Source organism: Pseudomonas sp. NPDC089408 (assembly GCF_044749445.1).
Lineage (GTDB): Bacteria > Pseudomonadota > Gammaproteobacteria > Pseudomonadales > Pseudomonadaceae > Aquipseudomonas.
In genome coordinates, this window is sequence record NZ_JBIVHY010000019.1 from 39885 (window position 1) to 65024 (window position 25140).

General features: G+C 64.1%; 18 protein-coding genes. 9 read left to right on the top strand and 9 right to left on the bottom strand.

What is annotated here, in order from left to right:
- The first annotated feature begins 433 nt into the window (after positions 1-433).
- Both ACIP02_RS23230 and ACIP02_RS23235 read left to right on the top strand, forming a co-directional pair.
- Positions 434-1558 (top strand): sigma-70 family RNA polymerase sigma factor, encoded by a 1125-nt coding sequence (locus ACIP02_RS23230; protein ID WP_400621147.1) that lies wholly within the window; start codon positions 434-436, stop codon positions 1556-1558.
- A gap of 223 nt (positions 1559-1781) precedes the next feature.
- Positions 1782-4208: a TonB-dependent receptor gene (locus ACIP02_RS23235; RefSeq protein WP_400621271.1), complete on the top strand. Its 2427-nt coding sequence runs from the start codon at positions 1782-1784 to the stop codon at positions 4206-4208.
- Between the two features lie 116 nt (positions 4209-4324).
- Here the strand turns inward: ACIP02_RS23235 and ACIP02_RS23240 are convergent, their stop codons facing one another.
- Positions 4325-5215 (bottom strand): LysR family transcriptional regulator, encoded by an 891-nt coding sequence (locus tag ACIP02_RS23240; protein WP_400621150.1) that lies wholly within the window; start codon positions 5213-5215, stop codon positions 4325-4327.
- A 102-nt stretch (positions 5216-5317) separates the two neighbouring features.
- On the opposite strand from ACIP02_RS23240, the gene ACIP02_RS23245 reads away from it, so the two are divergent.
- The 5 genes from ACIP02_RS23245 to zapE all read left to right on the top strand — a co-directional run bounded on the left by ACIP02_RS23245 (position 5318) and on the right by zapE (position 10403).
- Positions 5318-6397 (top strand): extracellular solute-binding protein, encoded by a 1080-nt coding sequence (locus tag ACIP02_RS23245; protein WP_400621153.1) that lies wholly within the window; start codon positions 5318-5320, stop codon positions 6395-6397.
- A 25-nt stretch (positions 6398-6422) separates the two neighbouring features.
- Positions 6423-7388: an agmatinase gene (gene speB, locus ACIP02_RS23250; protein WP_400621156.1), complete on the top strand. Its 966-nt coding sequence runs from the start codon at positions 6423-6425 to the stop codon at positions 7386-7388.
- A gap of 226 nt (positions 7389-7614) precedes the next feature.
- On the top strand, positions 7615-7932 hold the full coding sequence (locus ACIP02_RS23255; RefSeq protein WP_400621159.1) for a hypothetical protein: 318 nt from the start codon (positions 7615-7617) through the stop codon (positions 7930-7932).
- A gap of 22 nt (positions 7933-7954) precedes the next feature.
- A complete protein-coding gene (locus ACIP02_RS23260) occupies positions 7955-9106 on the top strand; it encodes a PQQ-dependent sugar dehydrogenase (RefSeq protein WP_400621162.1) in 1152 nt (383 codons plus the stop codon).
- Positions 9107-9296: 190 nt separating this feature from the next.
- Positions 9297-10403, top strand: coding sequence for a cell division protein ZapE (zapE, locus tag ACIP02_RS23265; RefSeq protein WP_400621165.1), 1107 nt, complete (start codon positions 9297-9299; stop codon positions 10401-10403).
- Between the two features lie 18 nt (positions 10404-10421).
- Here the strand turns inward: zapE and ACIP02_RS23270 are convergent, their stop codons facing one another.
- The 6 genes from ACIP02_RS23270 to yegQ all read right to left on the bottom strand — a co-directional run bounded on the left by ACIP02_RS23270 (position 10422) and on the right by yegQ (position 16405).
- Complete coding sequence (locus ACIP02_RS23270) at positions 10422-11420, bottom strand: alpha/beta fold hydrolase (protein ID WP_400621168.1); 999 nt, start codon at positions 11418-11420, stop codon at positions 10422-10424.
- Between the two features lie 75 nt (positions 11421-11495).
- Complete coding sequence (locus ACIP02_RS23275; RefSeq protein ID WP_400621171.1) at positions 11496-11933, bottom strand: YqaA family protein; 438 nt, start codon at positions 11931-11933, stop codon at positions 11496-11498.
- A complete protein-coding gene (locus ACIP02_RS23280; RefSeq protein WP_400621174.1) occupies positions 11933-12361 on the bottom strand; it encodes a DUF411 domain-containing protein in 429 nt (142 codons plus the stop codon). The genes ACIP02_RS23275 and ACIP02_RS23280 overlap by 1 nt, the downstream gene beginning before the upstream one ends.
- A gap of 14 nt (positions 12362-12375) precedes the next feature.
- Positions 12376-13275: a copper resistance protein B gene (locus ACIP02_RS23285; RefSeq protein WP_400621177.1), complete on the bottom strand. Its 900-nt coding sequence runs from the start codon at positions 13273-13275 to the stop codon at positions 12376-12378.
- Complete coding sequence (locus ACIP02_RS23290; RefSeq protein WP_400621179.1) at positions 13268-14992, bottom strand: copper resistance system multicopper oxidase; 1725 nt, start codon at positions 14990-14992, stop codon at positions 13268-13270. Before ACIP02_RS23290 ends, ACIP02_RS23285 begins: the two co-directional genes overlap by 8 nt.
- Before the next feature lie 78 nt (positions 14993-15070).
- Entirely contained in the window at positions 15071-16405 is a 1335-nt protein-coding gene (gene yegQ / locus ACIP02_RS23295; protein ID WP_400621182.1) for a tRNA 5-hydroxyuridine modification protein YegQ, read from the bottom strand.
- 134 nt (positions 16406-16539) lie between these two features.
- On the opposite strand from yegQ, the gene ACIP02_RS23300 reads away from it, so the two are divergent.
- Entirely contained in the window at positions 16540-17604 is a 1065-nt protein-coding gene (locus ACIP02_RS23300) for an AI-2E family transporter (protein ID WP_400621185.1), read from the top strand.
- 811 nt (positions 17605-18415) lie between these two features.
- Here the strand turns inward: ACIP02_RS23300 and phnX are convergent.
- On the bottom strand, positions 18416-19243 hold the full coding sequence (phnX, locus tag ACIP02_RS23305) for a phosphonoacetaldehyde hydrolase (RefSeq protein ID WP_400621188.1): 828 nt from the start codon (positions 19241-19243) through the stop codon (positions 18416-18418).
- Between the two features lie 34 nt (positions 19244-19277).
- Positions 19278-20384: a 2-aminoethylphosphonate--pyruvate transaminase gene (locus ACIP02_RS23310; protein ID WP_400621191.1), complete on the bottom strand. Its 1107-nt coding sequence runs from the start codon at positions 20382-20384 to the stop codon at positions 19278-19280.
- Positions 20385-20585: 201 nt separating this feature from the next.
- Here ACIP02_RS23310 and ACIP02_RS23315 point away from each other — a divergent pair, with 201 nt between their 5' ends.
- Positions 20586-25079 (top strand): NEL-type E3 ubiquitin ligase domain-containing protein, encoded by a 4494-nt coding sequence (locus ACIP02_RS23315; protein ID WP_400621193.1) that lies wholly within the window; start codon positions 20586-20588, stop codon positions 25077-25079.
- Positions 25080-25140: the final 61 nt, after the last annotated feature.

Sequence of the window (25140 nt, forward strand, 5' to 3'; positions counted from 1 at the left end):
TAGGCGCGGGCTTGCCTTAATGCCATTCAGTTCAGCGGTATGGGCTGACAGGTGCTTGCCTTGAGACGAGGGCCTGTGAGATCGAGCGCCGCCCGCGCGGCGCTTCGCGGGGCAAGCCCGCTCCCACATCTGTTTCGGGCCAGTCCCGCCTGTGAAGTCACCTCAGTCCGCCTTGTTTGTTCCCTTCGATATCGAAGGGGACACTGATGCTCTTCATCAATCTCCAGCCATGCACCCAGGGTGCGCGCGCCAAAGGCACAGGAATAACTGGCCCGAAACAGATGTGGGAGCGGGCTTGCCCCGCGAAGCGCCGCACGGGCGGCGCTCGATCTCACAGGCGACGCTAAAGCCACGTTGAAAATATCGGCCTAGATGAAAGATACTGTTTCTCATTAACGCCCGATAACTTCTCCTACTGGCCGTTCTTGATCCCATGCTCACTTCACCTGTGTCGGGCCTGCTGGCGAGTTTCCAGGAGCACTACGACGACCTGCTGCAATTCCTGACCCGGCGCATGAGCGACCGCCAGCGCGCCGCCGACGTGGCGCAGGAAACCTACCTGAAGCTGGTGAACATCGACGAGCAGGTGCTGCCGGTGCTGCACGCGCGCAGTTTCATCTTCCGCGTGGCTGGCAACCTGGCGATCGATGCCTTGCGCCGCGAGCAGCGTATCGCTGCCAGCCACGGTGACAGCGACGGGGCAGGCGAGCTGGCCTGCCCGGCGCCGTCGCCCGAGGCGGTGTTGCTGGCCCGTGAGCGCCTGCAGATCCTTGACCAGGCGCTGTTGCAGTTGCCCATCAAGGCCCGCCAGGCACTGTTGCTCAACCGCGTCGACGGCCTGACTCAAAAGCAGGTTGCGCAACGCCTGGGCGTTTCCGAAAGCATGGTGGCCAAGTACATCGGCCAGGCCTTGCGCCACTGCCGCAGTTGGCTGAAACAGGCGGGTGTGGCGGCCTCCCTGGTATTGCTGATCACTGCCCTGGCCGCCTGGCAGCAGGCACCGATGCTGCTGGCGGACTACCACACCGCAGTGGGTGAGCGGCAAGTGATTACCCTGGCAGACGGCACGCGGGTAACCCTGAACAGCGCCAGTGCCCTGAGCGTGGTGTTCAGCGAGCATGAGCGGCGGGTGGTGCTGGATGCTGGCGAGGCGTTGTTCGAAACGGCGGACTATGCACGACCGTTTGTGGTCGACACAGGCGGTCAGCGGGTGCAAGGCCGGGCCGCCACCTTCAGCGTGCGCCGTGATGGCCGTGTGGTGCTGGCGCACGGTGAAGTCAACGTCGGCGAGCACCCACTGGCGGTAGCGGCTGATGCCGGTACACAAATGGCCTGGCAGCGCGGCAAGCTGATCTTCAACGGCAAACCGTTGGGGCAGGTGCTGGAAGAGCTTGAACGTTACCGGCATGGGCGCATTGTGTTGTCCGATAGCAAGCTGGCGGCGATGGAGGTGAGCGGGGTGTTTGACCTGGATGAGCCAGAGGCCCTGTTGCGTACCCTGGAACAGCGTTATGGGCTGAAGGTGACTTATCTGCCTTGGTTGGCTGTGGTGCATTGATCGGCCTGTGCTGGCCTCTTCGCGGCTAAAGCCGCTCCTACAGGGGATTGCATGCCCCGAACATCACGCGGTCGATGTAGGAGCGGCTTTAGCCGCGAAGAGGCCAGCCCAGAAAAAATTTCCAAGCCGCACTGCAAGTTCCTGCAAGCCAGATCGTCGTAGTGGGACTGATCAGCAACCCATTCTCATTTACGACTTGTCAGGAAGCTCCTTCGTGCCTCTGATGCTCAAGCCCTTGCACCGCCGTCGCGGTCCTGTTCACCACGCCCTGATCTCCTGCAGTGCCCTGGCCATGCTGGCCGGCACGTTGCCGACATGGGCTGCGACCCCTGCCGAACAGGCCCAGGTCCAGGCCCGTCTGGTGCAGCTCGACCTGCCTGCCCAGCCGCTGGACCAGGCCCTGACCGCGTTCGCCGACCAGGCCGGCCTGCACCTGCTGTACACCACTGGCGATGTCGCCGGCCAGGCCAGCCCGGCCTTGCATGGCAGCTACAGCGTCGAGCAGGCGCTGCAGCAGTTGCTGGCCGGCAGTGGCATGGGCTGGCAGTTCAGCGATGCCCGCACGGTTACCTTGCGCCAGGCCGAAGCTGCGCCGCAGGCAGTCAACCTTAAGCCGATCGAAGTCAGCGTGGCCTCGCGTACCAGCACTGCGATCAGCGAAATCCCCGGTACTGTCTGGGTGGTCGACCAGCAGCAGTTGCGCGAACAGATCGACAGCGGCGTCAGCCTGAAGGAAGCCATCGGCAAGCTGGTACCGGGCCTCGACCTGGCGCCGGAAGGGCGCACCAACTACGGCCAGAACATGCGCGGGCGCAACGTGCTGGTGATGATCGACGGGGTCAGCCAGAACAGCTCGCGTGGCCTCTCGCGCCAGTTCGACAGCATTTCCCCATTCAACGTCGAGCGAGTCGAAGTCTTGTCGGGCGCCAGCGCCATCTACGGTGGCGGTGCCACTGGCGGCATCATCAATATCGTGACCAAGAAGGGTGAGCCTGGCCCGGTGCGATTCGAGACCCAGCTGGGTGCCAGCAGCGGCTTCAACAACAGCGACGACCTGGCCACCCGCTTCGCCCAGTCGATCAGCGGCGGCAATGAGCGGGTGAATGCCCGCCTGGGTATATCCGGCGAGCAGAACGAAGCCTCCTACGACGGTGCTGGCGATCAGGTTTTCATCGACAACACCCAGACCGACCTGCAGTACAACCGCACCATCGACGTGCTCGGCACCCTCGGCCTGCAACTGAACGACCAGCAAAGCCTCGACCTGCTGGCCCAGTACTACGACTCGGGCAACCACGGCAGCACCGGTATCTATTTCCCCAACCTGAACTACAACGCGCCTTCGGACCTGGAAAACGCCGAGCTGCGCAGCGGCTACTCGTCCGACCTGGAGCCGCGTACCCGGCGTTTGCTGCTTAACGCCAACTACCACCACAACGACGTACTGGGCCAGGACTTCTACCTGCAGGCCTCGTACCGCAAGGAAGACGACAACTTCTACCCGTTCCCGTACTACAACCGCGCCACGCCCACCGGCTCGCGCGGGGTGTACTTTGCCGCGTCGCAGCAAAACTTCGAGGTCACCAGCCTCAAGGGCCTGTTTGCCAAGCAGTGGGACACGCTGAAGCTGACCTATGGCGTTGACCTGGACCGCGAGCGCTTCAACGCCGAGCAGACCACCTTCAACGCCCAGACCTCGTCCGAGTCGGGCGGCCTTGAGCTGGAGAAGGAAAGCAAGGCTGCGCGCTACCCCAGCTACCGGGTCGATGGTGTGTCGGTGTATGCCCAGCTGGACTGGCATACCACTGACAACCTGACCGTCTCCGGCGGCGCCCGGCGTCAACAAATGGATGTGGATGTCAGCGACTTCAAGGGCGTGCCCGGCGGCAGTAACGACTACCAGGTCAACCTGTTCAACGTCGGTGCCATCTACGACTTCAAGAACGGCCACCAGGTGTGGACCAACTATGGTGAAGGCTTCGACTTGCCAGACCCGGCCAAGTACTACGGCAAGCCGGGCCTGAGCGTGGCCGACAACCCGCTGGCCGGCATCAAGAGCCGCCAGGTGGAAATGGGCTGGCGTTATGCCGACCTGGACTGGGATGCCCAGGCGGCGCTGTACTACATCTGGTCGGACAAGATCATCAACGTCGACTCGCAGACGCTGACCATCAACGTGGAAGAGCAGAAAAGCCGCGACTTCGGCTTTGAAGGTGCGCTTACCCGGCACTTCCAGACGGGCTGGGAAGCCGGCGGCACACTGCACCTGACCCGCTCCGAGGAAGAGGATGTGGATGGCGGCTGGATCAAGCGTGATGCCCGCTATGCCTCGCTGTCCAAGGCCACCGGGTTTGTTGGCTGGAAGGGCGATGGCCGCAGCGCGCGGCTGCAGGCCAACCATGCTTTTAGCCTGAAAGATGACGCCGACCACGAGATCGACGGCTACACCACCTTCGACCTGCTGGCCAGCCAGGACACCGGCTTCGGCACCTTCAGCGCAGGGATCCAGAACCTGCTGGACAAGCAGTACAGCACGGTCTGGGGGCAGCGGGCGACGCTGTTCTATTCGCCGACCTACGGGCCGGCCTACCTGTATGACTATCAGGGGCGTGGGCGTACCTACACCTTGACCTGGAGCATGGCTTACTGATTGATGTTGCCTGAACAGGCCTCTTCGCGGGTAAACCCGCTCCTACAGGGATCTCACACAGCCTGCGGGCTGCGCAGTACCTGTGTAGGAGCGGGTTTACCCGCGAAGAGGCAGGTTCAGGTAAACACCGTCAGCAAATCCCGCGCGAATACACTTGCCGCCTCCCCAACCTCATGCGCCCTGTGCCGAGCCAAGGTAAACGGCACCACAAAATCCAGCCCCGGGTCCAGCGCCCACAGCATCCCTTCAGCCTCCCACTGCTGAGCGCAATGGCACGGCAGATAGCCAATATGCCGCCCCGACAGAATGAACGTCAGCACGCTCTCGATCTGCTCCGCCACCGCCATGCTGCGCCTGCTCTGGAACGGCTCGTCGCCTTTTAGAAACCGGTACGGATGGCGCACCTGATCCAGCTCCAGCAAGCGCTCACGGCTGACGCCCGACTTGCCGAACAGCCCATGCCCCTTGCCGCAATAAAGCCGCTGCCGCTCCTCGAACAACGGCTGATAATCAAACGCCGCCTGGTTGCCGGAAAAGTAGCTGATGGCGTAGTCCAGCCGCTGCTCCAGCAACAGCCGCTCCAGCTCCGCCGGCGGCGCGCTGATCAGTTCCAGCTGTACCGACTCGTCACGCCTGCGAAACGCCGCAATAGCCGCGGCCAGTTTCAGGCTGACCACCTTGTCCTGGTTCTCCGCAAGGCCAATGCGCACGGTGCCCAGCAGCCGCCCTGCGACACCATTGGCCTGCTGGCGGAACTGCTCGATGTTCAGCAACAAACCACGCGCCGCCTCCAGGAGCATTTCGCCTTTTTCCGTCAGGCGAAAACCGCCCTTGCCACGGCTGCACAAACGGTAGCCCAGGCGTGCCTCCAACTGCGCCATGCGCTGGCTGATGGTGGGCTGGCTCAGGCCCAGCACGCCTTGCGCGGCGCTGAAACCACCGGCCTCGACTACAGTGACGAACAGCCGCAGCAGGTGCAGGTCGGGGTCGTGCACTTGTCCGAGCATTACATTGCTCCTGATGAATGTCAGCTTTGCAAAGTTGTCATTCCGGCAATGTAACCCGGCTGGCATGCTCGCGGCATCCACCCATTAGCCGAGGTGTCCGTCATGCGTCGATCGTTGTGCCTGTTGTCCCTGGTCCTGGCCCTGCCGCTGCAAGCTGCAGATAAGGTCGTCAACCTCTACAGCTGGGCCGACTACGTGGCCCCGGAAACGCTCCAGCGTTTCGAACGGGAAACCGGCTACAAGGTGCGCTACGACACCTTCGATACCACCGAAGTACTGGAAACCAAACTGCTGACCGGCGGCAGCGGCTACGACGTAGTGGTACCGTCGTCCACCGTACTGGCGCGGGCGCTCAAGGCCAATGCCCTGCAACCGCTGGACGCCCAGGCCATGCCCGGCTACGCCAACCTCGACAAGGACCTGCTTGCCAAGCTCGCCGAGGCCGACCCCGGCAACCGCCATGCCGTGCCCTACACCTGGGGTACCCTGGGCCTGGGGGTGAACGTGGAGGCGGTGCGCCAGCGCCTGGGCGATGTGCCGCTGGACAGCCTCGACCTGCTGTTCAAGCCCGAATACGCCAGCCGCCTGAAAGAGTGCGGCATCGCCATGCCCGATTCGCCACAGGAAGTGATCGGCGTAGCCCTGAATTACCTGGGCAAGGACCCTTACAGCCAAGACAAGGCCGACCTGGCCGCCGCGCAGAACCTGCTCAGCCAGTTGCAGCCATCGATCAGCTACGTCGCCAATGGCCGGCAGATCAGCGACCTGGCCAACGGCAGCGTGTGCCTGGCACTGACCTACAACGGCGACGCGGCAATGGCCGCCGACCAGGCGCGGCGTGCCGGCAAACCGTTCGAACTGATCTACCGCATCCCCCGCGAAGGCACGCTGGTATGGCAGGACAACCTGGTCATCCCCAAGGACGCCCCGCACCCTGAGGCGGCCCGCGCGTTCATCGCCTTCATGCTCAAGCCCGAGTCGGTGGCGGCATTGACCAACACGCTGTTCTTCGCCAACGCCAACCAGGCCGCCACGCCGCTGGTGGACGAAGCGGTGCGCAACGACCCGGACATCTACCCGTCGGCCGAGGTGCGCCAGCGCCTGTATGCCGACCGCAGCATGGCCCTGGCCGACCTGCGTCAGCGCAACCGCCTGTGGACCGCCTTCCGCACCCGCCAGTAACGGATAACGACAAAGGAGCCCGACCGTGGATCAAGCCACAAACAACGACCAGGCCATGACCCGCGACAGCCTGTATGGCACTGCCGCAGAAAGTACCTACGCCGGCATTACCAGTTTTTCGCGGCGCCGCTACAGCCGCGACCTGCGCGGGGTGGATGTGGTGGTCAGCGGCGTACCGTTCGATACCGCCACCAGCAACCGCCCCGGCGCACGCTTCGGCCCGCGGGCGATCCGTGCCGCTTCGGTACAGCAAGCCTGGGCGCGCCACTGGCCGTGGGCGTTCGACCCGTTCGACCACCTGGCGGTGATCGATTATGGCGACTGCGCCTTCGACAGCGGCACGCCGCAGTCGGTGCCAGACAGCATCGAGGCCCATGCCAAGCATATCCTGCAGGCTGGCTGCGCCATGCTCACCCTCGGTGGCGACCACTTCATCAGCTATCCGCTGCTCAAGGCCCACGCCCGCCAGCACGGCCCGCTGGCGTTGATCCATTTCGATGCCCACAGCGACACCTGGCCGGACGAAGAAGGCAAGCGCATCGACCACGGCACCATGTTCTGGCATGCCGCCCGCGAAGGCCTGGTGGACCCGGCGCACTCGGTGCAGATCGGTCTGCGTACTACCAATGACGACAGCCAGGGTTTTGCCGTCCTCGACGCTCGTCAGGTGCACCGCCAAGGCACCGAGGCGGTGATTGCAGCGATTCGCCAGCGCGTGGGCGAGCGGCCGGTGTACCTGACCTTCGATATCGACTGCCTCGACCCGGCCTACGCGCCTGGCACCGGTACGCCGGTGTGTGGTGGGTTGAGCACGGTGCAGGCGCTGGAGATTCTCGGCGGGCTGCGTGGCATCAACCTGGTCGGCATGGACCTGGTGGAAGTGGCGCCGGCTTATGACCATGCCGACATCACGGCGTTGGCCGGGGCGACTTTGGCGATGGAGATGCTGTGCTTGTATGCGGCGCGGCACAAGGTAGACAAGGACCAGTAACCTGGGGCCGCTTTGCGGCCCATCGCGACACAAGGCCGCTCCTACAGGGGAATGCGTATTCCTGTAGGAGCGGCCTTGTGTCGCGATGGGCTGCAAAGCAGCCCCCGAGGCGCATACTGAAACATCACGAATCAACTCCACCCATATTCACACTTTTGCCGCGAACCCTTCGCGTCTTAGGCTATCAAATCCACCAGGCGCGGCATTTTCGTACAGGAGGTGAAGCATGACCCCGACATTGCCCATCCTGGCCCTTGGCCTGGCCTTGTGCCTGCCCGCGCACGCTACCCCGCAACCACCCTTGCAGCTCGCCGCCGGCAACAACAACCCCTACAACAGCCCGATCCAGCGCGCCAACCCCAATAGCCGCCAAGGCAGCATGCCGGCCACGCCGCCGGTACGCGGCCCGTCCACCGACCCGTACCAGCGCCCGCCGACACTGGACAACCGCGGCATCGGCAACGGCGACAACCTGCGCCGCCAGCAGCAAACCCCGAACCTGGAACCCACCCGGCCACCGCGCGACAACCCGCGTGCGCCGTAAGCCCATCTGAAAGGAACCCTGCATGCTTCGAGCACCCTGGCTAGCCACCCTGACCGCCGCCGCGCTGCTGCCTTTGCTGGCGCAGGCGGCGGCCGAACAGCAGTTTCCCAGCGAAAAGGGCACCTTGACCGTCAGCACTGTGGCCGACGGCCTGCGTAACCCCTGGGCGCTGGCCTTCCTGCCGGGCGGCAAGGACATGCTGGTCACCGAGCGTTCCGGCAACCTGCGGCTGGTCAACGCCGAAGGCAAGGTCGGCCCGTCGATCAGCGGCGTGCCCAAGGTCTGGGCCGAAGGCCAGGGTGGCTTGCTGGACGTGGTGCTGTCACCGGACTTCGCCAAGGACCGCACGGTGTACCTTTCCTTCGCCGAAGAGGGCAGCGACGGCAAGGCCGGTACTGCGGTCGGACGCGGACAGTTGTCCGAGGATCGCGCCCGGCTGGAAAACTTCAACGTGATCTTCCGCCAGCTGCCAAAACTGTCGGTGGGTAACCACTTCGGCTCGCGGCTGGTGTTCGACCGCGACGGTTACCTGTTCATTGCCCTGGGCGAGAACAATCAGCGCCCGACCGCCCAGGACCTCGACAAACTGCAGGGCAAGATCGTACGCATCCTGCCGGACGGCGAAGTGCCCAAGGACAACCCCTTCGTTGGCAAGGACAATGTGCGGCCGGAGATCTGGTCGTATGGCCACCGTAACCAGCAAGGCGCCGCACTCAACCCCTGGACAGACAAACTGTGGACCCACGAACACGGCCCGCGTGGCGGTGATGAGATCAACATCCCCGGGCCGGGCAAGAACTACGGCTGGCCGATTGCGACCCACGGCATCAATTACTCGCTGCTGCCGATCCCCGAGGCCAAGGGCAAGCATGTGGACGGTATGGTCGACCCGCACCATGTGTGGGAGAAGTCGCCGGGCATCAGCGGCATGGCGTTCTACGACAGCCCCACGTTCAAGGGCTGGGACCACAACCTGTTCATTGGTGCGCTGGCTACCCAGGAACTGATCCGCTTGCAGCTGGATGGCGACAAGGTGGTGCACGAAGAGCGCTTGCTCGGTGATTTGAAGGCACGGATTCGCGATGTGCGGGTGGGGCCGGATGGGTATCTGTATGTGCTGACCGATGACAAGGATGGTGCGTTGCTCAAGGTAGGCCTGGGCAGCGAGACCTGACGCGGTCCTGTAGGAGCGGCCTTGTGTCGCGATGGGCCGCGCAGCGGCCCCAGGGTTTCAGCAGCGCTGCATAGATTGCCGGGGCCGCTTTGCGGCCCATCGCGACACAAGGCCGCTCCTACAGGGGCCCGCGTCAGGCCGGGAAATTCGTCCAAAAGGTATGCACTGCGCTAGCCGTGTAGAATGCCGCATGGCCATCGACCCCCATTCCCTCTACCAGCAAGCCCTGACCACTCAGGGCTATGTCGCCGACCCCGCCCAGGCCCGCGCCGTCGAGGCCCTGCAAGCCTGCTTCCTGGCCGTCGAACAGGCCCGCCCGACCCAAGGCATCTACCTCTGGGGCCCGGTCGGGCGTGGCAAGACCTGGCTGATGGACCAGTTTCACCGCTGCCTGCGCGTACCCAGCCGACGCCAGCATTTCCACCACTTCATGGCCTGGGTTCACCAACGCCTGTTCCAGCTCAACGGCACCGCCGACCCACTGCTGGCCCTGGCCCGGGAGCTTGCCGGGCAGATCCGCGTGCTGTGCTTCGACGAACTGTTCGTCAACGACATCGGCGACGCGATCATCCTCGGTCGCCTGTTCCAGGTACTGTTCGACCAAGGCGTGGTGCTTGTCGCCACCTCCAACCAGCCTCCCGAACAGCTCTACCGCGACGGCTTCAACCGTGATCGCTTCATACCGGCCATCGCCGCGATCCAGCGGCACATGCAGGTTCTGCCGGTGGCGGGCGGGCAGGACCACCGTCTGCACCCCGGTGCCGAACGCCAGCGTTACTGGGTGGCAGCGGCGGGCCAGGCCAGCCAGTTGAACGAGGTGTTCCGCCAACTGAGCCCGGACGACCTCGGCACAGATCAGCCATTGGCGATCGGCTCCCGGCCCATACACGTGATACGCCGCAGCGAACAGGCCATCTGGTGCCGCTTCAGCGACCTGTGCGAACAACCGCTGGCTGCCATGGAGTTCATGGCCCTGTGCGACCGTTTTGCGGCCATTCTGGTATCGGAGATTCCAGCACTGGGCGGTGAGCAGCGGGCCGGGCGCATTGCCCGTGGTACCGAGGATGCGGCGGCGCGGGTGGTGGCGGGCGATCGCGAACTCCCCGCATTGTCACCCAAGGACGACGCAGTGCGCCGTTTCATTGCCCTGGTCGACGAATGCTACGACCGCCGCGTAGCCCTGTACCTGGAAGCGCAGGTGCCGCTCGATGCCCTCTACACCCAAGGGTATCTGGCGTTCCCGTACCAACGGACGTTAAGCCGGCTACGGGAGATGCAACTGCAACGCTTCGCCTGAACAGCAGCCGAACCCGCTTTATTTGGCCAACCACTCCACCAGCGTGCGGTTGAACCGCACCGGCTCTTCGATCTGCGGCGCATGCCCCATGCCCTCGAAGGTGATCAGCTCACCCTTGGGGATCAGCTTGGTCACCTGCGGCCCCAGCTCGGCATACTTGCCAAGCTTGGCCTTCACCTCTGGCGGCGCGATATCGCTGCCAATCGCCGTGGTGTCCTTGTCGCCGATCAGCAGCAAGGTCGGCATCTGCAGGTCCTTGAACTCGTGGTACACCGGCTGGGTGAAGATCATGTCGTAGATCAGTGCCGAGTTCCACGCCACCGCTTCATGCCCCGGCCCCTTGTTCAGGCCCACCAGCATCTGTACCCAGCGTTCGTATTCGGGCTTCCAGCGCCCGGCATAGTAAGTCTTGCGTTCGTATTCGCGCACGCCCTCGGCATCCAGCTTCAGCTCGCGGGCATGCCACTGGTCCACGGTGCGGTAAGGCACGCCAAGGGCTTTCCAGTCTTCCAGGCCGATCGGGTTGACCATTGCCAGCCGTTCCACCTGCTGCGGGTACATCAGTGCATAGCGGGTGGCAAGCATGCCGCCGGTGGAGTGGCCAAGTACAATGGTTTGCTTCACACCCAGCTGTTCCAGCAGGGGATGGGTGTTGTCGGCCAGTTGCTGGAAGCTGTACTGGTAATACGCCGGTTTGCTCGAGGTGCAGAAGCCGACCTGGTCCGGGGCAATGACCCGGTAGCCAGCCTTGCTCAAGGCATCGATGGTGGTTTCCCAGGTGGCGGCGCAAAAGTTCTTGCCGTGCATCAGCACCACGCTACGGCCGTTGGCCTGGCCTTGGGCGGGCACGTCCATGTAGCCCATCTGTAGGGCCTGGCCCTGGGACTTGAAGTCAAAATGCTTGAGCGGGTGCGGGTAACTGAAACCTTCGAGCTGAGGGCCATAGGTGGGCGATTCGGCAGCGAAGGCCGAACCGCCTGCCAGGCAGGCCAGGGCCAGGGCGGTTGCGCGCAGCATGGGGGCACTCCATGTAGGACCATGTAGGAAAAGGCGAATGTAACAGCCCATGGACTGCGCGGAACGTGAAAGGTGTTACCAGGCGTGAAACCAGCCCAGGGTGATCATCGCCAACACCGCATAGCGGCCGGCCTTGGCCACGGTCACCAGCAGCAGGAAACGCCAGAACGGCTCGCGCATGATGCCGGCGATCAACGTCATCGGGTCGCCGATCACCGGCATCCAGCTGAGCAGCAGCGACCATTGCCCCCAGCGCTGGTAGCGCTGCTGCGCGCGCGCCAGCTGCGCCGCGCTGAACGGGAACCAGCGCTTGTCACGCAGGTGCTCGATGGCCCGGCCCAGTAGCCAGTTGACGACCGAACCCAGCACATTACCCAGGGTGGCTACCAACAGCAGGGTCGCCCAGGCGTCGGGCTGGCGTAGCAACAGGCCGACCAGTACGGCCTCCGATTGCAGCGGTAGCAGGGTGGCGGCACCAAAGGCGCTGAAGAACAGCGCCCACAGGCTGAGCATCAGTAGTTGGCGACCACGGTGTCTTGGCCATCCTGGGTTACCCCGATGACCTGATAGGCATCCTTGTGGTCACCCATTTCCATGCCGGGCGAGCCCATCGGCATGCCTGGCACGGCCAGGCCCTTGAGGTCGCTGCGCTTGGCCAGCAGGCGGACCTGCTCGGCCGGCACATGGCCTTCGACGAACTTGCCGTCGATCACCCCGGTGTGGCACGACGCCAGGCGCGGTGCCACGCCCAGGCGCTGCTTGACCGCGCTCATGTTCGGTTCGACGTGATCGTTGACGGTAAAGCCGTTGTCACGCAGGTGGCTGATCCAGGCCTTGCAGCAGCCGCAGTTGGGGTCGCGGTAGACGTCAATGGTCTCGGCGGCCTGGGCTAGCCCGGTTACGGCCAGCAGGCCCAGGGTCAGCAGATGTTTGCGCAGCATGGTGAAGCTCTCCTTTAGAAACGCAGGCGGATACCGGCGACTAGCCGGGTTTGGCCGAGGTCTTCGCCGTCCTCGCGGGCCTGGTCGGCACGCTGGCCGTGCAGGCGGTTGAAACTGACCCCGATGTACGGCGCGAAGCTGCGGGTGATCTCGTAGCGCAGGCGCAGGCCCACTTCGCTATCGGCCAGCCCCGCGCCTTGCTCGCGCCCGGCGTCGTTGCGCCCGTAGAGGTTGGCCTCCAGGGTTGGCTCCAGTATCCAGCGGTTGGTCAGCAGCATAGCGTAAGCGGCTTCCAGGCGCAGCGCGGTCTGTTGCCGCTCGCCGGCGTAGGCCGTGGCCTGCAGCTCCAGGCCGTACAGCGGCGTGCCCTGGATACCGAAGGCGGCCCAGGCTTGGCCGCTGGCGGGTTTGAAGTCCTGGCGCACACCCGCCACCAGTTCCCACCATGGGCTTACCGCATGGCCCCACAGCGCTTGCAGCTCGGCCTTGTGCGTCGTGCCCTGTTCGCGTTCGCCTTCCGTACGCAGCCACAGACGGTCGATATCACCGCCGACCCAGGCGGTGGCGTTCCAGTTCAGCGCACTGCTGCTCTCGAAGTTCTGGTATTCGAGCTGGTCGACGATCACGGCCCAGTTCAGCGCCCGGTCGTGGACCTGGTGCCCGGGCAGGGGCGGGAAGGCGGCGCGGCGGTCGTCGTCGCTGATGGCGGGCAGGGGCGTGCGCGGCTGGCTGGCGGTGGCCGGGCCATGGCCCATGCTTTCATGGTTCATGCCGGCGTGGTTCATCGGCATGGCCTGATGGTTCATCTGGCCATGGTTCATGTGCTCCATGCCAGCGGCCATCGCCCGTTCGCTGGCGAGCAGGCTCAGCAGGGTCACGCCGGCCACGATGCTGCGGGTGCGGGGGTCATTCATCGACGCGTACCTCGCGGAACATGCCGGTCTCCATGTGGTAGAGCAAGTGGCAGTGATAGGCCCAGCGGCCCAGGGCGTCGGCAGTCACCCGGTACGAGCGGCGGCTGCCGGGCGGGATGTCGAGGGTGTGCTTGCGCACCAGGAACTGGCCGTGCTCGTCCTCCAGGTCGCTCCACATGCCGTGCAGGTGGATGGGGTGGGTCATCATGGTGTCGTTGACCAGGGTGATGCGCACGCGCTCGCCGTATCTCAGGCGCAGCGGCTTGGCATCGCTGAACTTGATGCCGTCGAACGACCAGGCAAAACGCTCCATGTGGCCGGTCAGGTGCAGCTCGATGTCGCGCGAGGGCGTGCGGCCGTCAGGGTCAGGGTAGGGGCTGCGCAGGTCGGCATAGGTGAGTACGCGGCGGCCATTGTTGCGCAGGCCGATGCCAGGGTCGGCCAGGTTGGCGCGCGGGGCCATGGTTTGCATGTCCACCAGCGGGTTGTCGGTTTCGCTGGCCGGGTGTTGCTGCATGGCTGGCATGGCAGCCTGGCCCATGCCGGCCATATTGCCGTGATCCATGCCGGCCATGTTGCTGTGGTCCATGCCAGCCATGGCACCCATGCCGCCATGGCCCATGTCGTCCATGCTCAATTCCGGGCGTGGGTCGGGTACGGGTACCCGTGCTTGCAGCCCGGCGGCGCGGGCCAGGGTACCGCGGGCGAAGCCGGTGCGGTCCATGCTTTGGGCGAACAGGGTATAGGCGGGCAGGTCGCCCACAGTCACCAGCACGTCGTAGGTTTCGGCCACGGCAATGCGCAGTTCATCCACGGTCACGGGCACCACCGGCAAGCCGTCGGCAGCGATCACGGTCAGCTTCAGCCCGGGAATACGGAAGTCGAAGTAGGTCATCGCCGAAGCGTTGATCAGCCGCAGGCGCACGGTTTCGCCGGGCTGGAACAGGCAGGTGAAGTTGCCTTCTGGCGGCTGGCCGTTGAGCAGGTAGGTGTAGGTGGCGGCGCTGATGTCGGCAAGGTCCGTGGGGCTCATGCGCATGCGTGCCCAGGCGGTGCGCTCGGCAACGGTCGGGCTCCAGCCGTTTTCGGCGACGTCGTCGATGAAGTCGCCGACGGTACGCTTGTGGTAGTTGAACGCGTCGGACTGCTGCTTCAAAGTGGCCATCAACTGTTCCGGCGTCTGGTCCGACCAGTCGCTGAACAGCAGCACATGGTCACGCTGGTAGCGGTGCGCTTCGGGCTCGCGTGGTTCGATCACGATTGCCCCGTACACTCCCGCCTGTTCCTGCAGCCCCGAATGGCTGTGGTACCAATAGGTGCCACTCTGGCGCAGGGTGAACCGGTACAGGTAGTCGCCGCCGGGTTCGATGCCGGCGAAGCTCAGGCCTGGCACCCCATCCATGTTGGCCGGCAGGATGATGCCGTGCCAGTGGATCGAAGTGTCCTGCGCCAGGTGGTTGCGCACGCGCAGGCTCACCGTGTCGCCTTCGCGCCAGCGCAGCAGCGGGCCGGGCAGGCTGTTGTTGAGGGTCAGCGCGGTGCGCGGGCGACCGGTGATGTTGACCGGCGTCTGGCCGATGAGCAGTTCAAAGTGCTGGCCGGCCAGGTCACGGCCTTCGGCAGCCTGGGCCAGCGGGCGCCAGAGCCCCAGGCCCGCCAGTGTGCTGGCGGCGCCCAGGCCTTTGACGAAGGTACGGCGGGAGGGGTTGCGCAACATGGCGTGGCCTCATGCAGGAGAGCCACGATGTTCGCCCCAGGCGCCTGTCAGGTAGCTGAGGCGAACATTACAGCGTTGTCAGTTGGCGGCTTCGTCGGCACCCAGGTCGCGCAGCAACAGGGCGTGGTCGAGGGCCACCTGTTCCGGAATCGGCAGGTACACCACATGGCCGTCGCCCGGTGCCACCTCGATCGCCTGCTGCTGGCCGTTGCACAGGCGATGCAGGTCGAAATGGTAGTTGCCGCGCGGGGTCATCAGCTCCAGGTGATCACCCACGGCAAAGCGGTTCTTCACCTTGACCTCGGCCAGGCCATCCACGCGCACGCCGGTCAGCTCGCCGACGAATTGCTGGCGCTCGGACACCGAGTTGCCGCGCTGGTAGTTCTGGTACTCGTCGTGTACGTGGCGGCGCAGGAACCCCTCGGTGTAGCCGCGTTGCGCCAACGATTCGAGGTTGCCCATCAGGGCTTTGTCGAATGGCCGCCCGGCCACTGCGTCATCGATCGCCTGGCGGTACGATTGCACCGCACGGGCGCAGTAGAAGTGCGACTTGGTGCGGCCTTCGATCTTCAGCGAATGCACGCCCATGCCGGCCAGGCGCTCGACGTGCTGAATGGCGCGCAGGTCCTTGGCATTCATGATGTAAGTGCCGTGTTCGTCCTCGAACGCCGGCATTTCCGTGCCGGGGCGGTTGCTCTCCTGCAGCAGGAACATCTGCTCGGTGGGCGTACCGAGGCCCAAGGTGGGCTGCACTTCGCGGACGATATCGCCAGTGGCGTTCTCGGTGGCGGGCGTGGCGTCGTACTTCCAGCGGCAGGCGTTGGTGCAGGTGCCCTGGTTGGCGTCACGCTTGTTGAGGTAGCCCGACAGCAGGCAACGGCCCGAATAGGCCATGCACAGGGCGCCGTGGACAAACACCTCCAGCTCCATGCCCGGCACCTGCTGGCGGATTTCCTCGATTTCTTCCAGCGACAGCTCGCGCGACAGGATCACCCGGCTCAGGCCCATTTGCTGCCAGAACTGTACGCTGGCCCAGTTGACCGTGTTGGCCTGTACCGACAAATGCACCGGCATGTGCGGGAAGTGCTGGCGCACCAGCATGATCAGGCCGGGGTCAGACATGATCAGTGCATCTGGCGCCATTGCGATCACCGGCGCCAGGTCCTTGAGGAAGGTCTTGAGCTTGGCGTTGTGCGGGGCGATGTTGACCACCACATAGAAGCGCTTGCCCAGCCCATGTGCTTCTTCAATGCCCAGCGCCAGGTTGGCATGGTCGAATTCGTTGTTGCGCACCCGCAAGCTGTAGCGCGGCTGGCCGGCATAGACCGCGTCGGCGCCGTAGGCAAAGGCGTAGCGCATGGTCTTGAGGGTGCCGGCGGGGGCCAGCAGTTCGGGCTTGGCGATAGAGGTCATGGTGCGCACCGGGGCAAAGGGCGCGCATGCTAAAAGCCTCGGCCAGTACACGTATTGATTTACATCAAGGGAGTGGCGGCACTTTTAGCCAAGCGGCGCGCACTAATATTGCATAAGCCATTCGAGGACCTGCGATGAACGAAGCCGCTCTACAGAACAAAGCCCTGGCAGTGCTACTGGCAGTGGTGACCATTGCCTTTATCTGGATCCTGCTGCCGTACTACGGCGCGATTTTCTGGGCGGTTGTACTGGGAATCCTGTTTGCCCCCCTGCAGCGCAACCTGCTCATCCGTTTTGGGCGCAGGCGTAACCTGGCGGCGGCGGCGACGACCCTGGTGTGCCTGTTGGTGGCGGTGTTGCCGGTGTTCATCACCAGCGCGCTGCTGGTGCAGGAAGGCGCCACCCTGTATCAGCGTATCGAGAGCGGGCAGCTGGATATCGCCGGTTATGTCGAGCGCGGCAAGGACCTGCTGCCTGCATTTGCCCAGCACGGCCTGGACAACCTGGGCATGGGCAACCTCGATGGTTTGCGTGACAAGATCACCAAGTGGGCGACCCAGGGCAGCCAGGTACTGGCAAGTCAGGCGTTCAACTTTGGCCAGGGTACCTTCGAGCTGGTGGTCAGCTTCGGCGTCATGATGTACCTGTTGTTCTTCTTCCTGCGCGAAGGCGCCGAAGTGGCGCGCCGTGTGCGTTTGGCGGTGCCGCTTCCCGAGCAGCAGAAGCGTCGCTTGCAGCTGAAGTTCAACCGTGTGGTGCGGGCGACGGTGAAAGGCAACGTCCTGGTGGCCATTACCCAGGGCGCACTGGGCGGCTTGATTTTCTGGGTGCTGGATATCCCCAGCGCGCTGGTGTGGGCGGTGCTGATGGCGTTTCTGTCGCTGCTGCCCGCGGTGGGGGCGGGTATCGTCTGGGCACCGGTGGCGGCGTACTTCCTGCTGACCGGGGCGATCTTGCCCGGGATCATCCTGACTGCGTTCGGGGTACTGGTGATCGGCCTGGTGGACAACCTGCTGCGGCCGATCCTGGTGGGCAAGGACACGCGTATGCCGGACTACCTGATCCTGGTGTCGACGCTGGGCGGATTGGCGGTGTTCGGGCTCAACGGCTTTGTGATCGGACCGTTGATTGCGGCGCTGTTCATGTCCAGCTGGGCGATCTTTGCCGCGACCAAGCCGCAGGTGCAGTTGCCGCAGTAACGTACCATGCGCAAGGTCCTGTAGGAGCGGCTTTAGCCGCGAACGCCGGCAACGCCGGTGCCAGCCACCGCGTCGCCTGTTCGCGGGCACGCCCGCTCCCATAGGTGCTGTGCAAATCCTGGGGCTTGTGGTGATCAGGGTTTCTTCGAGGGAACGGGGGGTGCGGGGTGGATCGGGGACGATTTACAACATTACGATTTACCGTTATCGGTGCCGCCTCCTGCCTGCTGTCAAACAGTTGGGTGGCAGCTGTACGTGGGTTGACAGACCGGCGGAAATAGCAAAGTTCCGGCGCACGCAAGCATGCCCGCACGTACAGCCACCATAAGGGCGAGCCGCATACGATTTACCGTCACAGCCTGTCAAAGCTGTAGCGTTGATGAGCAACGACAGGCCGAGACTAGAACGCTGCCGGAGCAGCGGCAACGGAAAATGCGCGGCAGGGGTATGTTTGGGAAATGGCCTACAGGGAAGGGGTTAAATCCGACATGTCGGGTGTTCTGCGCCCGATTGCGTCAGGGCTGCGAGGTGCCTGCCTTGGTTTTTGCGGTGCTGCGCAGATCGAGCGCCGCCCGCGCGGCGCATCGCGGATAAATCCGCTCCTACATTTGTTGCAACGTGCCGAACCTGTTATGCCATGGTTGCCTGCTCTGGTGCATGTCTTGAGTCTTGCAAACCGGCTGACAACCATGGCCTCACAGGCATGGCCACGTTGCAACAAATGTAGGAGCGGATTTATCCGCGATGCGCCGCGCGGGCGGCGCTCGATCTCAACGGCACTGAAAATCTCGCGGTGAGCCCTCCACCCAGGTCAGAATGCCTGCGGCATCTCGCCCTTGGCCAGGCGGCGGTTGATGTCGGCAATCACTTCCGGCAGCTCGTTGATGGTGTCGATCAGGTAGTGCGGGCGCGAGCCGGCAAACAGCGTATGGATGCGTTTACGTTCGCTTTCCAGCTTCTCGGCACTGAGTGCGCGGTAGCCTTCCCAGGTCAGGCCCAGGGCATTGCCCGAGCACACCAGCGCCACCGTCCACATGCCGGCACGGCGCCCTTCGAGAATACCCGGTACGGTGTCGTCAACCTTCACGCAGGCCGCTACATCGTCAATCCCCAGGGCAATCACGTTGGCCAGCGCCTGGGCCGGCCACGGGCGGCCATTCGGGGTTTCGTCGGTAGCCACCACATGGTCGGCCACGTAACCGTTCTGCGCGGCCAGCTCCACCACCTTGTCCATCACCACCTTCGGGTAACCCGAACACGAGCCGATCTTCAAGCCGTCCTGGCGCAGCCCGGTAAGGGTGTCCAGGGCGCCAGGGATCAGCGCCGAGTGCACGGCGATCTTCTCGATTTGCAGCGGCATGAAGCGGTTGTAGATGGCAGTGACGTCTTCGTCGGTCGGCGTGCGGCCAAACACCTTGCGGTAGCGCTCGGCAATCTCCGGTACGTCGCACAGGGTGCGAATGTGGTCCCACTTGCCCATGCCCATCGGGCCACGGGCTTCTTCGATGGACACCTGCACGTCGAACTCGGCAAAGGCTTCGACAAAGATCTGGGTCGGCGCGAACGAGCCGAAGTCGACCACGGTGCCGGCCCAGTCGAGGATGGCGGCTTGCAGCTGGGTAGGGTTGCTGTAGTTCATGTGCGCTAATTCCTGAATTCGGGTGGGCAGAGGGTCAGATGTCCAGCACTTCCATTTCCCGCAGCACTTCGGCCACGGCATTCACGGCGGCTTGCATGCCGTCCGCGCCGACCACGCCAATACAGCCGACGCGGAAGGTTTCGACCTGGGTCAGCTTGCCCGGGTAGAGGATGAAGCCCTTGGCCTTGACCCGCTCGTAGAAGTCCTTGAACTGATAGCGCGGGTCGTTCGGTGCATGGAAGGTGACGATGATCGGCGCCTGGATCTCGGCGGGCAGGAAGCTGCGCAGGCCAATAGCGGCCATGCCGTCGAGCAGGGTCTTGCAGTTGTCGGCGTAGCGCTGGTGGCGGGCGGGCAGGCCACCTTCCTCAACGTATTGCTGCAGCGCCTCGTGCAGCGCCGCAACCACATGGGTAGGCGGGGTGAAGCGCCACTGGCCGGTCTTAGCCATGTAGGCGTGCTGGTCGTGCAGGTCCATGGCCAGCGAGTGGGCATTGCCCTCGGCTGCGGCCAGGGCGGTTTTTTCGGCAAATACGAAGCCCATGCCTGGCACACCCTCCAGGCACTTGCCGGAAGCGGCGATCAGTGCTTCGAAGGGGATTTCGCGGGCATCGATCGGCAGTGCGCCGAACGAGCTCATGGCGTCGATGATCAAGCGCTTGCCGTGCTGTTTGATCACCTGGGCGATCTCTGGCAGCGGGTTGAGGATGCCGGTACTGGTTTCGCAGTGGATCAGCGCCACATGGGTAACGCTCGGGTCGTCGGCCAGCAGGCGGTCAACGTCGGCAGCCGTGGTTGGCTGGTCCTCAGCGGTTTCGAAGGTGCTGTAGGCGCGGCCCAGTACCTTGCAGATTTTTGCCAGGCGCTGGCCATAAGCACCGTTGATCAGCACCAGGACCTTGCCATCACGCGGTACCAGGGTGCCGATGGCCGCTTCCACGGCGAAAGTGCCGCTGCCTTGCAGGGGCACGCAGTGGTGGCTGGCGTTGCCGTCGATGATTGCCAGCAGCTGCTCGCAGACGCTGGCAGTCAGCTGGTTGAAGTCGCGGTCCCAGGAGCCCCAGTCCACCAGCATGGCTTGGCGGGTGCGGATTGATGTGGTCAGGGGACCTGGGGTCAGCAGAATCGGGGCGTTGCTCATTCCGGTATTCCTCACAAGCGGTGGGCTGAAACTACGGGGCCTAGGTTGCAGTCGGCACAAACATCAATCAAATTGTTTGTTGTTATCCGAGCTATAAGTAAGACCGATGCATGGGGGCTCACTGCCAAGCGCGTGTTTCCAGCTGCACTCAATCGGCCTGGCACGCGCACTCTGCTGCTCCGATAACCGCAAGGAACCGTCATGTCGCAACCCGTGAAACCGCTGAAGCTGCGTCACCCAATCAATGATTTCATCGTCGAACACCTGCCGGAATGGCTGACCAAGGCCAGCCCCCAGCAAATTGCTGCATTGCGCGCGTGCTACAAGCCCTACCTGGCCAGCCAAAAGCAGTTGGCCGAGATGACCCGCAAACTGCAGCCGCTGGATAAATTCGCCACGGCCCGGCTCCAACGCGCTTTTGCCGAAGACACTGAGCTGCAGCTCGATGTAGATCTGGCAACGTTGATCTGGCGTGAACAGCGCGCCAGGCTGAACACGCAGCCTGGTGCAGTTCCGGACTACCAGCCGTATTACGTGCGCGTGCCTGCATTGCAGAAATTGCTGCAGAACTTCAAGGACGGCGAGTCTTACTACCTGGGCACGGCGCTGATATCCCAGGCGCTGCCTGGCGGGGCCGATACGCTGGTGTCGGATGACGTCGACCGCATCGTCAAGGTGTGCAGGCGCGCGGACGTCGGCGCGGCCTATCAACAGCATTTGGCTGAGGTATTGTCCGCTGCTTTCGAAACGAAGCTGGTTACCGACAAACGCCTGGAGCTGACGGTGGCGGTCGAGACGGCGGCGATCAAAGGGCAGCTGGGCAGCGATGATGTCGAGGTGCTGCGCCAGCTGTGCAAAGGTGAAACGCTAGCCGCCCCAGGCGTTCTGAGGTTTCGCTTGGCGGCGTTGCAAGTCCTGGGCTGCCGAGTCGATGGCGCGTTCTGTCTGGAATGGTTGCAGCCGCCGCGCAACTTCGTCACTTACCCTTTTGGTGGGTTCGAACGCCTGCAAAAGGTGATTCTGTATTTCCCCGATGCACCCGCTCGGCCGCTGCGGGTTTTCAGCGACTGGGGTGAAATGGACCGCGCCCTGGCCAGCTTGTTGGCCAGCGATGACCAGCAGCGAGCGCTGCGGCGGCGCATCGCCCTTGACGATCAGGCGAGCTTCCGGCAAACCCTTGATACCCGCTTGCGTGATGCCCAGCCGGACCTGGAGCCGCGCAGGGTGCGGGATACTGAAGACGTGTTTGTCTCGCTGGCTGCCTGGCACCTGCAGCGGATCAAGGCGGATGCGCGATTTTTGGCCGTGACCACGGCGCAGGCCGATGCCAACGCTGCGGCCATGCGGTTAAAGGCCCTCGAGACTGCGGGCCTGGTCTTACTGAATGTGGCGGGCCTGTTTGTACCGGCCATTGGCGCGCTGCTGCTGGCTGATTTCGGCCGCCAGTTGTTAGGGGCGGTCTGTGAAGGCGTTCGCGACTGGCAGCTGGGACATCAGCACGAGGCGCTGCAGCACCTGTTGCAGCTGGCCCAGGCCGTATCCAGCGCCGGCGCGGTGGTGATCGGGGCACATCTGCTGCGCAATGCCTTCATGGAAACGCTGGAGCCGGTGTTGACCTCGGCTGGGCGGGTACGACTGTGGCGCAATGACCTGACCCCCTACACAGCAACCCGCATTCCCACCCAGGCGCTGGCGCTCGACAATGGCCTGTTGAGCGATGGCCAGCGCTACTGGTGCAAATTGGGCGACGTGGCCTATCGGCTGCGGCGTGACACCAGCAAGGTCTGGCGCTTGTTACACAGGGACGGGGAGGCCAGCTATGGCCCGGCGCTGGAGCATAACAATGAAGCCGCCTGGCGCTTGGGGGCCGAGCGACCGTTGGAGTGGCAAGGGGCGGCCTTGTTGCTGGGGCGGCTCTGGCCAGCGGCGGTTGCGCTGGACGAGGAGCGGGTGGCAGAGATACTGCGCGTTGCCGACGTGGACGAAGCCTACCTCCGTGGGTTGCTGGTGGAAAACCGTCGCATGCCGGTAAATTTGCGCGACACCCTGGAACGTTTTGCTGTGCAAGCGCGTCTCGACAGATTTTTCGCCGACCTTGGCACGGACACAGAGCTGTTCCAGTGGTGCACCGACCGGTTGCGCTTGCAAGGGGAGCCCTTTGATCAACAGCGCACGTTGATTGGCCAGCAAGCGACGTCACTGCGCGCACCATTGCTGGAGCATTTCTCGCAGGCGTACCTGGGCGATGACCCCTTGCTGGCGTTGATCAAACGCGACTTTGCCTCATTGCCGGACGCCTATGCGCACGATGTACTGGCGACTGCTAGCCAGGCCATGCGCGTGCGGATGGCAATTGAACAGCGTCTACCGCTGGCGATGGCAGAGCGTGCCAGGGCGACCCTGCAACTGGCCCGCCTGACCCGCGCCCGTGAAGGGCTTTACCTGCAAGATAGCTACCGGGACGACGTGGTTGCGCTGGTTTTTGCCTTGCTGCGGCGGCATGGCCCAGGTACGGCACAGACCAATCTGCTGTTGCGCGAAAGCCCGCTCACCGGGCCGGTGAAGGCGCAATGGTTAAGCCAGGCCACCGAGGCGCAGCTGATGCTGGTTCGGCGCGACGGCAGGTTCCAGCTGTATGACGACCGGGGCCTTGCGCACGAGCGTGAGCCGGCCGAACCTGAAGGCTTGTTCGAGGCCCTGGTCGCCGGCTTGCCCGCAGACTACTGCAGGCGCCAGGGCTGGAGCGCGGCTGAAGGCCCGGCCCGTCTGCGCAGGCAACTGCAAGCCTGGCTGCCGGAGGACAGCAAGGGGCAGCTGAATGTGCTGGGATGGACCCCGGCAAGGCCCAAGGCCTCGCCCATGCGGCGCTTGCCCGATGGCCGTCTGGGGTACTCGCTGGGCGGCTGCCAATCATGCAGCCTGACGCCGCGCCGGAGGATTCGCAATCGGGTCCGCGCCTTGTTCCCGGCGATGGACGATGCGGCCGCCGAGCAGTACCTGCACAACATGCTGCAACGCCCAGGCACGTTGTTGGACAACCTGATGCGTGTCGAGCAGGAATATCGTCAGCTTGATAACAGCCTGCGCGCCTGGTCGGACGCAGGATTGGCTGATGCGCGTCGCACGCGCCAGCGCATCGAAGATGCACTTCGGCGAGCCTGGCAGATGCGCGAAGCGCGCCCCGCCGGCGCGCTCGGCCGGCGGGCGGCGTTAAGCTTGAGCATGGAAGGGGTGGCCGTTGGTGAACTGCCCGTGCTACCGCCGGGTACCGATTTCTCGCATATTTCCGAGCTGAGGCTGTCTGCGCTGAACTTGTCTGCGATCCCCCAAGGCTTTCTGGCGAGCTTCCCACGTCTGCGCCGACTGGACCTGAGCGACAACAATCTGACCGAATTGCCGCATGGGCTGGAGGACCTGACCGGCTTGCGTCAGTTGTTGATGTCGGGCAATCAGATAACGATTCCACCCTCGCAAGCACAGGTGCTGAGCCGCTTGCCTCAGTTGCAGTCGCTGGACCTGAGTGACAACCCTCTGCGGACCATCAGCCTGCAGTTCAATCAGCTTTCCAGCTTGCGCATCCTGCGCTTGAGCCGCACCCAGTTGCGTACGCTGCCGGCCGGGCTGGAATGGTGTGGACTGTTGCTGTTCGCTGACCTGCGCCACAACCAGATCAGCGGGTTTCCGCGGGTACTTTTCCAGGCGCCATTGCAGGTGCGCCGGGCGCTGCATCTGGAGGGCAACAGCCTGACTGTGGAAGACCTGCACCGTTTGTACGGGGTAGAGCGGTTGCTGTTCAACGGTGCCCAGGTGAGTGCCGATCCCGTGCTGCAAACCTGGCTGCGCTCAGTGGCGCAACCACAGCGCCAGATGCATCAGGCATTGTGGGATGGGCTGCGAGCGGAGCCACGAAGCGACAGTTTCTTCAACCTGCTCGGTCGCTTGATCGACACTGCCGAGTTCCGCCGGGCGCCCGAGCAGGTCAGCGCACGCGTGTGGGCCATCATCGAGGCTGCCTCCCGGCACACTGCCACCCGTGATGCGGTGTTTGAACTGGCCGCTGAGCCGCCGACCTGCGTCGACAGCGTTTCGACGGTATTCAGCCGCGTCGAAGTACGCATGCAGGTAGAGGAGGCCACCCACGGCGGCGCGCCACTGGCCACGCGCAGTGCGCGGCTGCAGCTGGCCAGGCGGCTGTTTCGGGTTGCCTGGGTAGAACGCATCGCCCGGCGTGACATGGACGCGCGCTATGCCGACGGGCGCTGGCGCAGAGGGGAGCGCAGCGAGGAGGAAGTGGAAGTCAACCTGGCCTATCTGTCAGGCTTGGCCGAACGCCTCAATCTGCTGGGACAGCCCCGGCACATGCAGTTTGCCGTGTTGGCCCAGGTCACCCAGGAACAGCTCGATGCCGCGTATCTGGAAGTGCTGGACGCCGAGGCCACCGATCAGCGCCTGGCGTTTATCAGTGAGCGCGACTTCTGGCTGGATGTGCTGCGCGCCGAGCAGCCGACCAGGTTTGACGATGTGGAATCGCGCTTTGCCCGGCAGCTGGAAACGCTGGATGAGCAGCGCCTGAGCTTGACCAGCGATGACTACGTAAGCCGCGCGAATGCCATTCGCGACGGCCGTGAAACGGCACTTACCCTGTTGGCCCAGGAACTGACGCTGGTCGCCCTGCAAGCGCCTGAGTCGCCCTAGGGCTTCACGCCAGGTGGGCACGGGCCCCACTTGGCAACCGGCCGTCTGCCCGGCAAGCCGG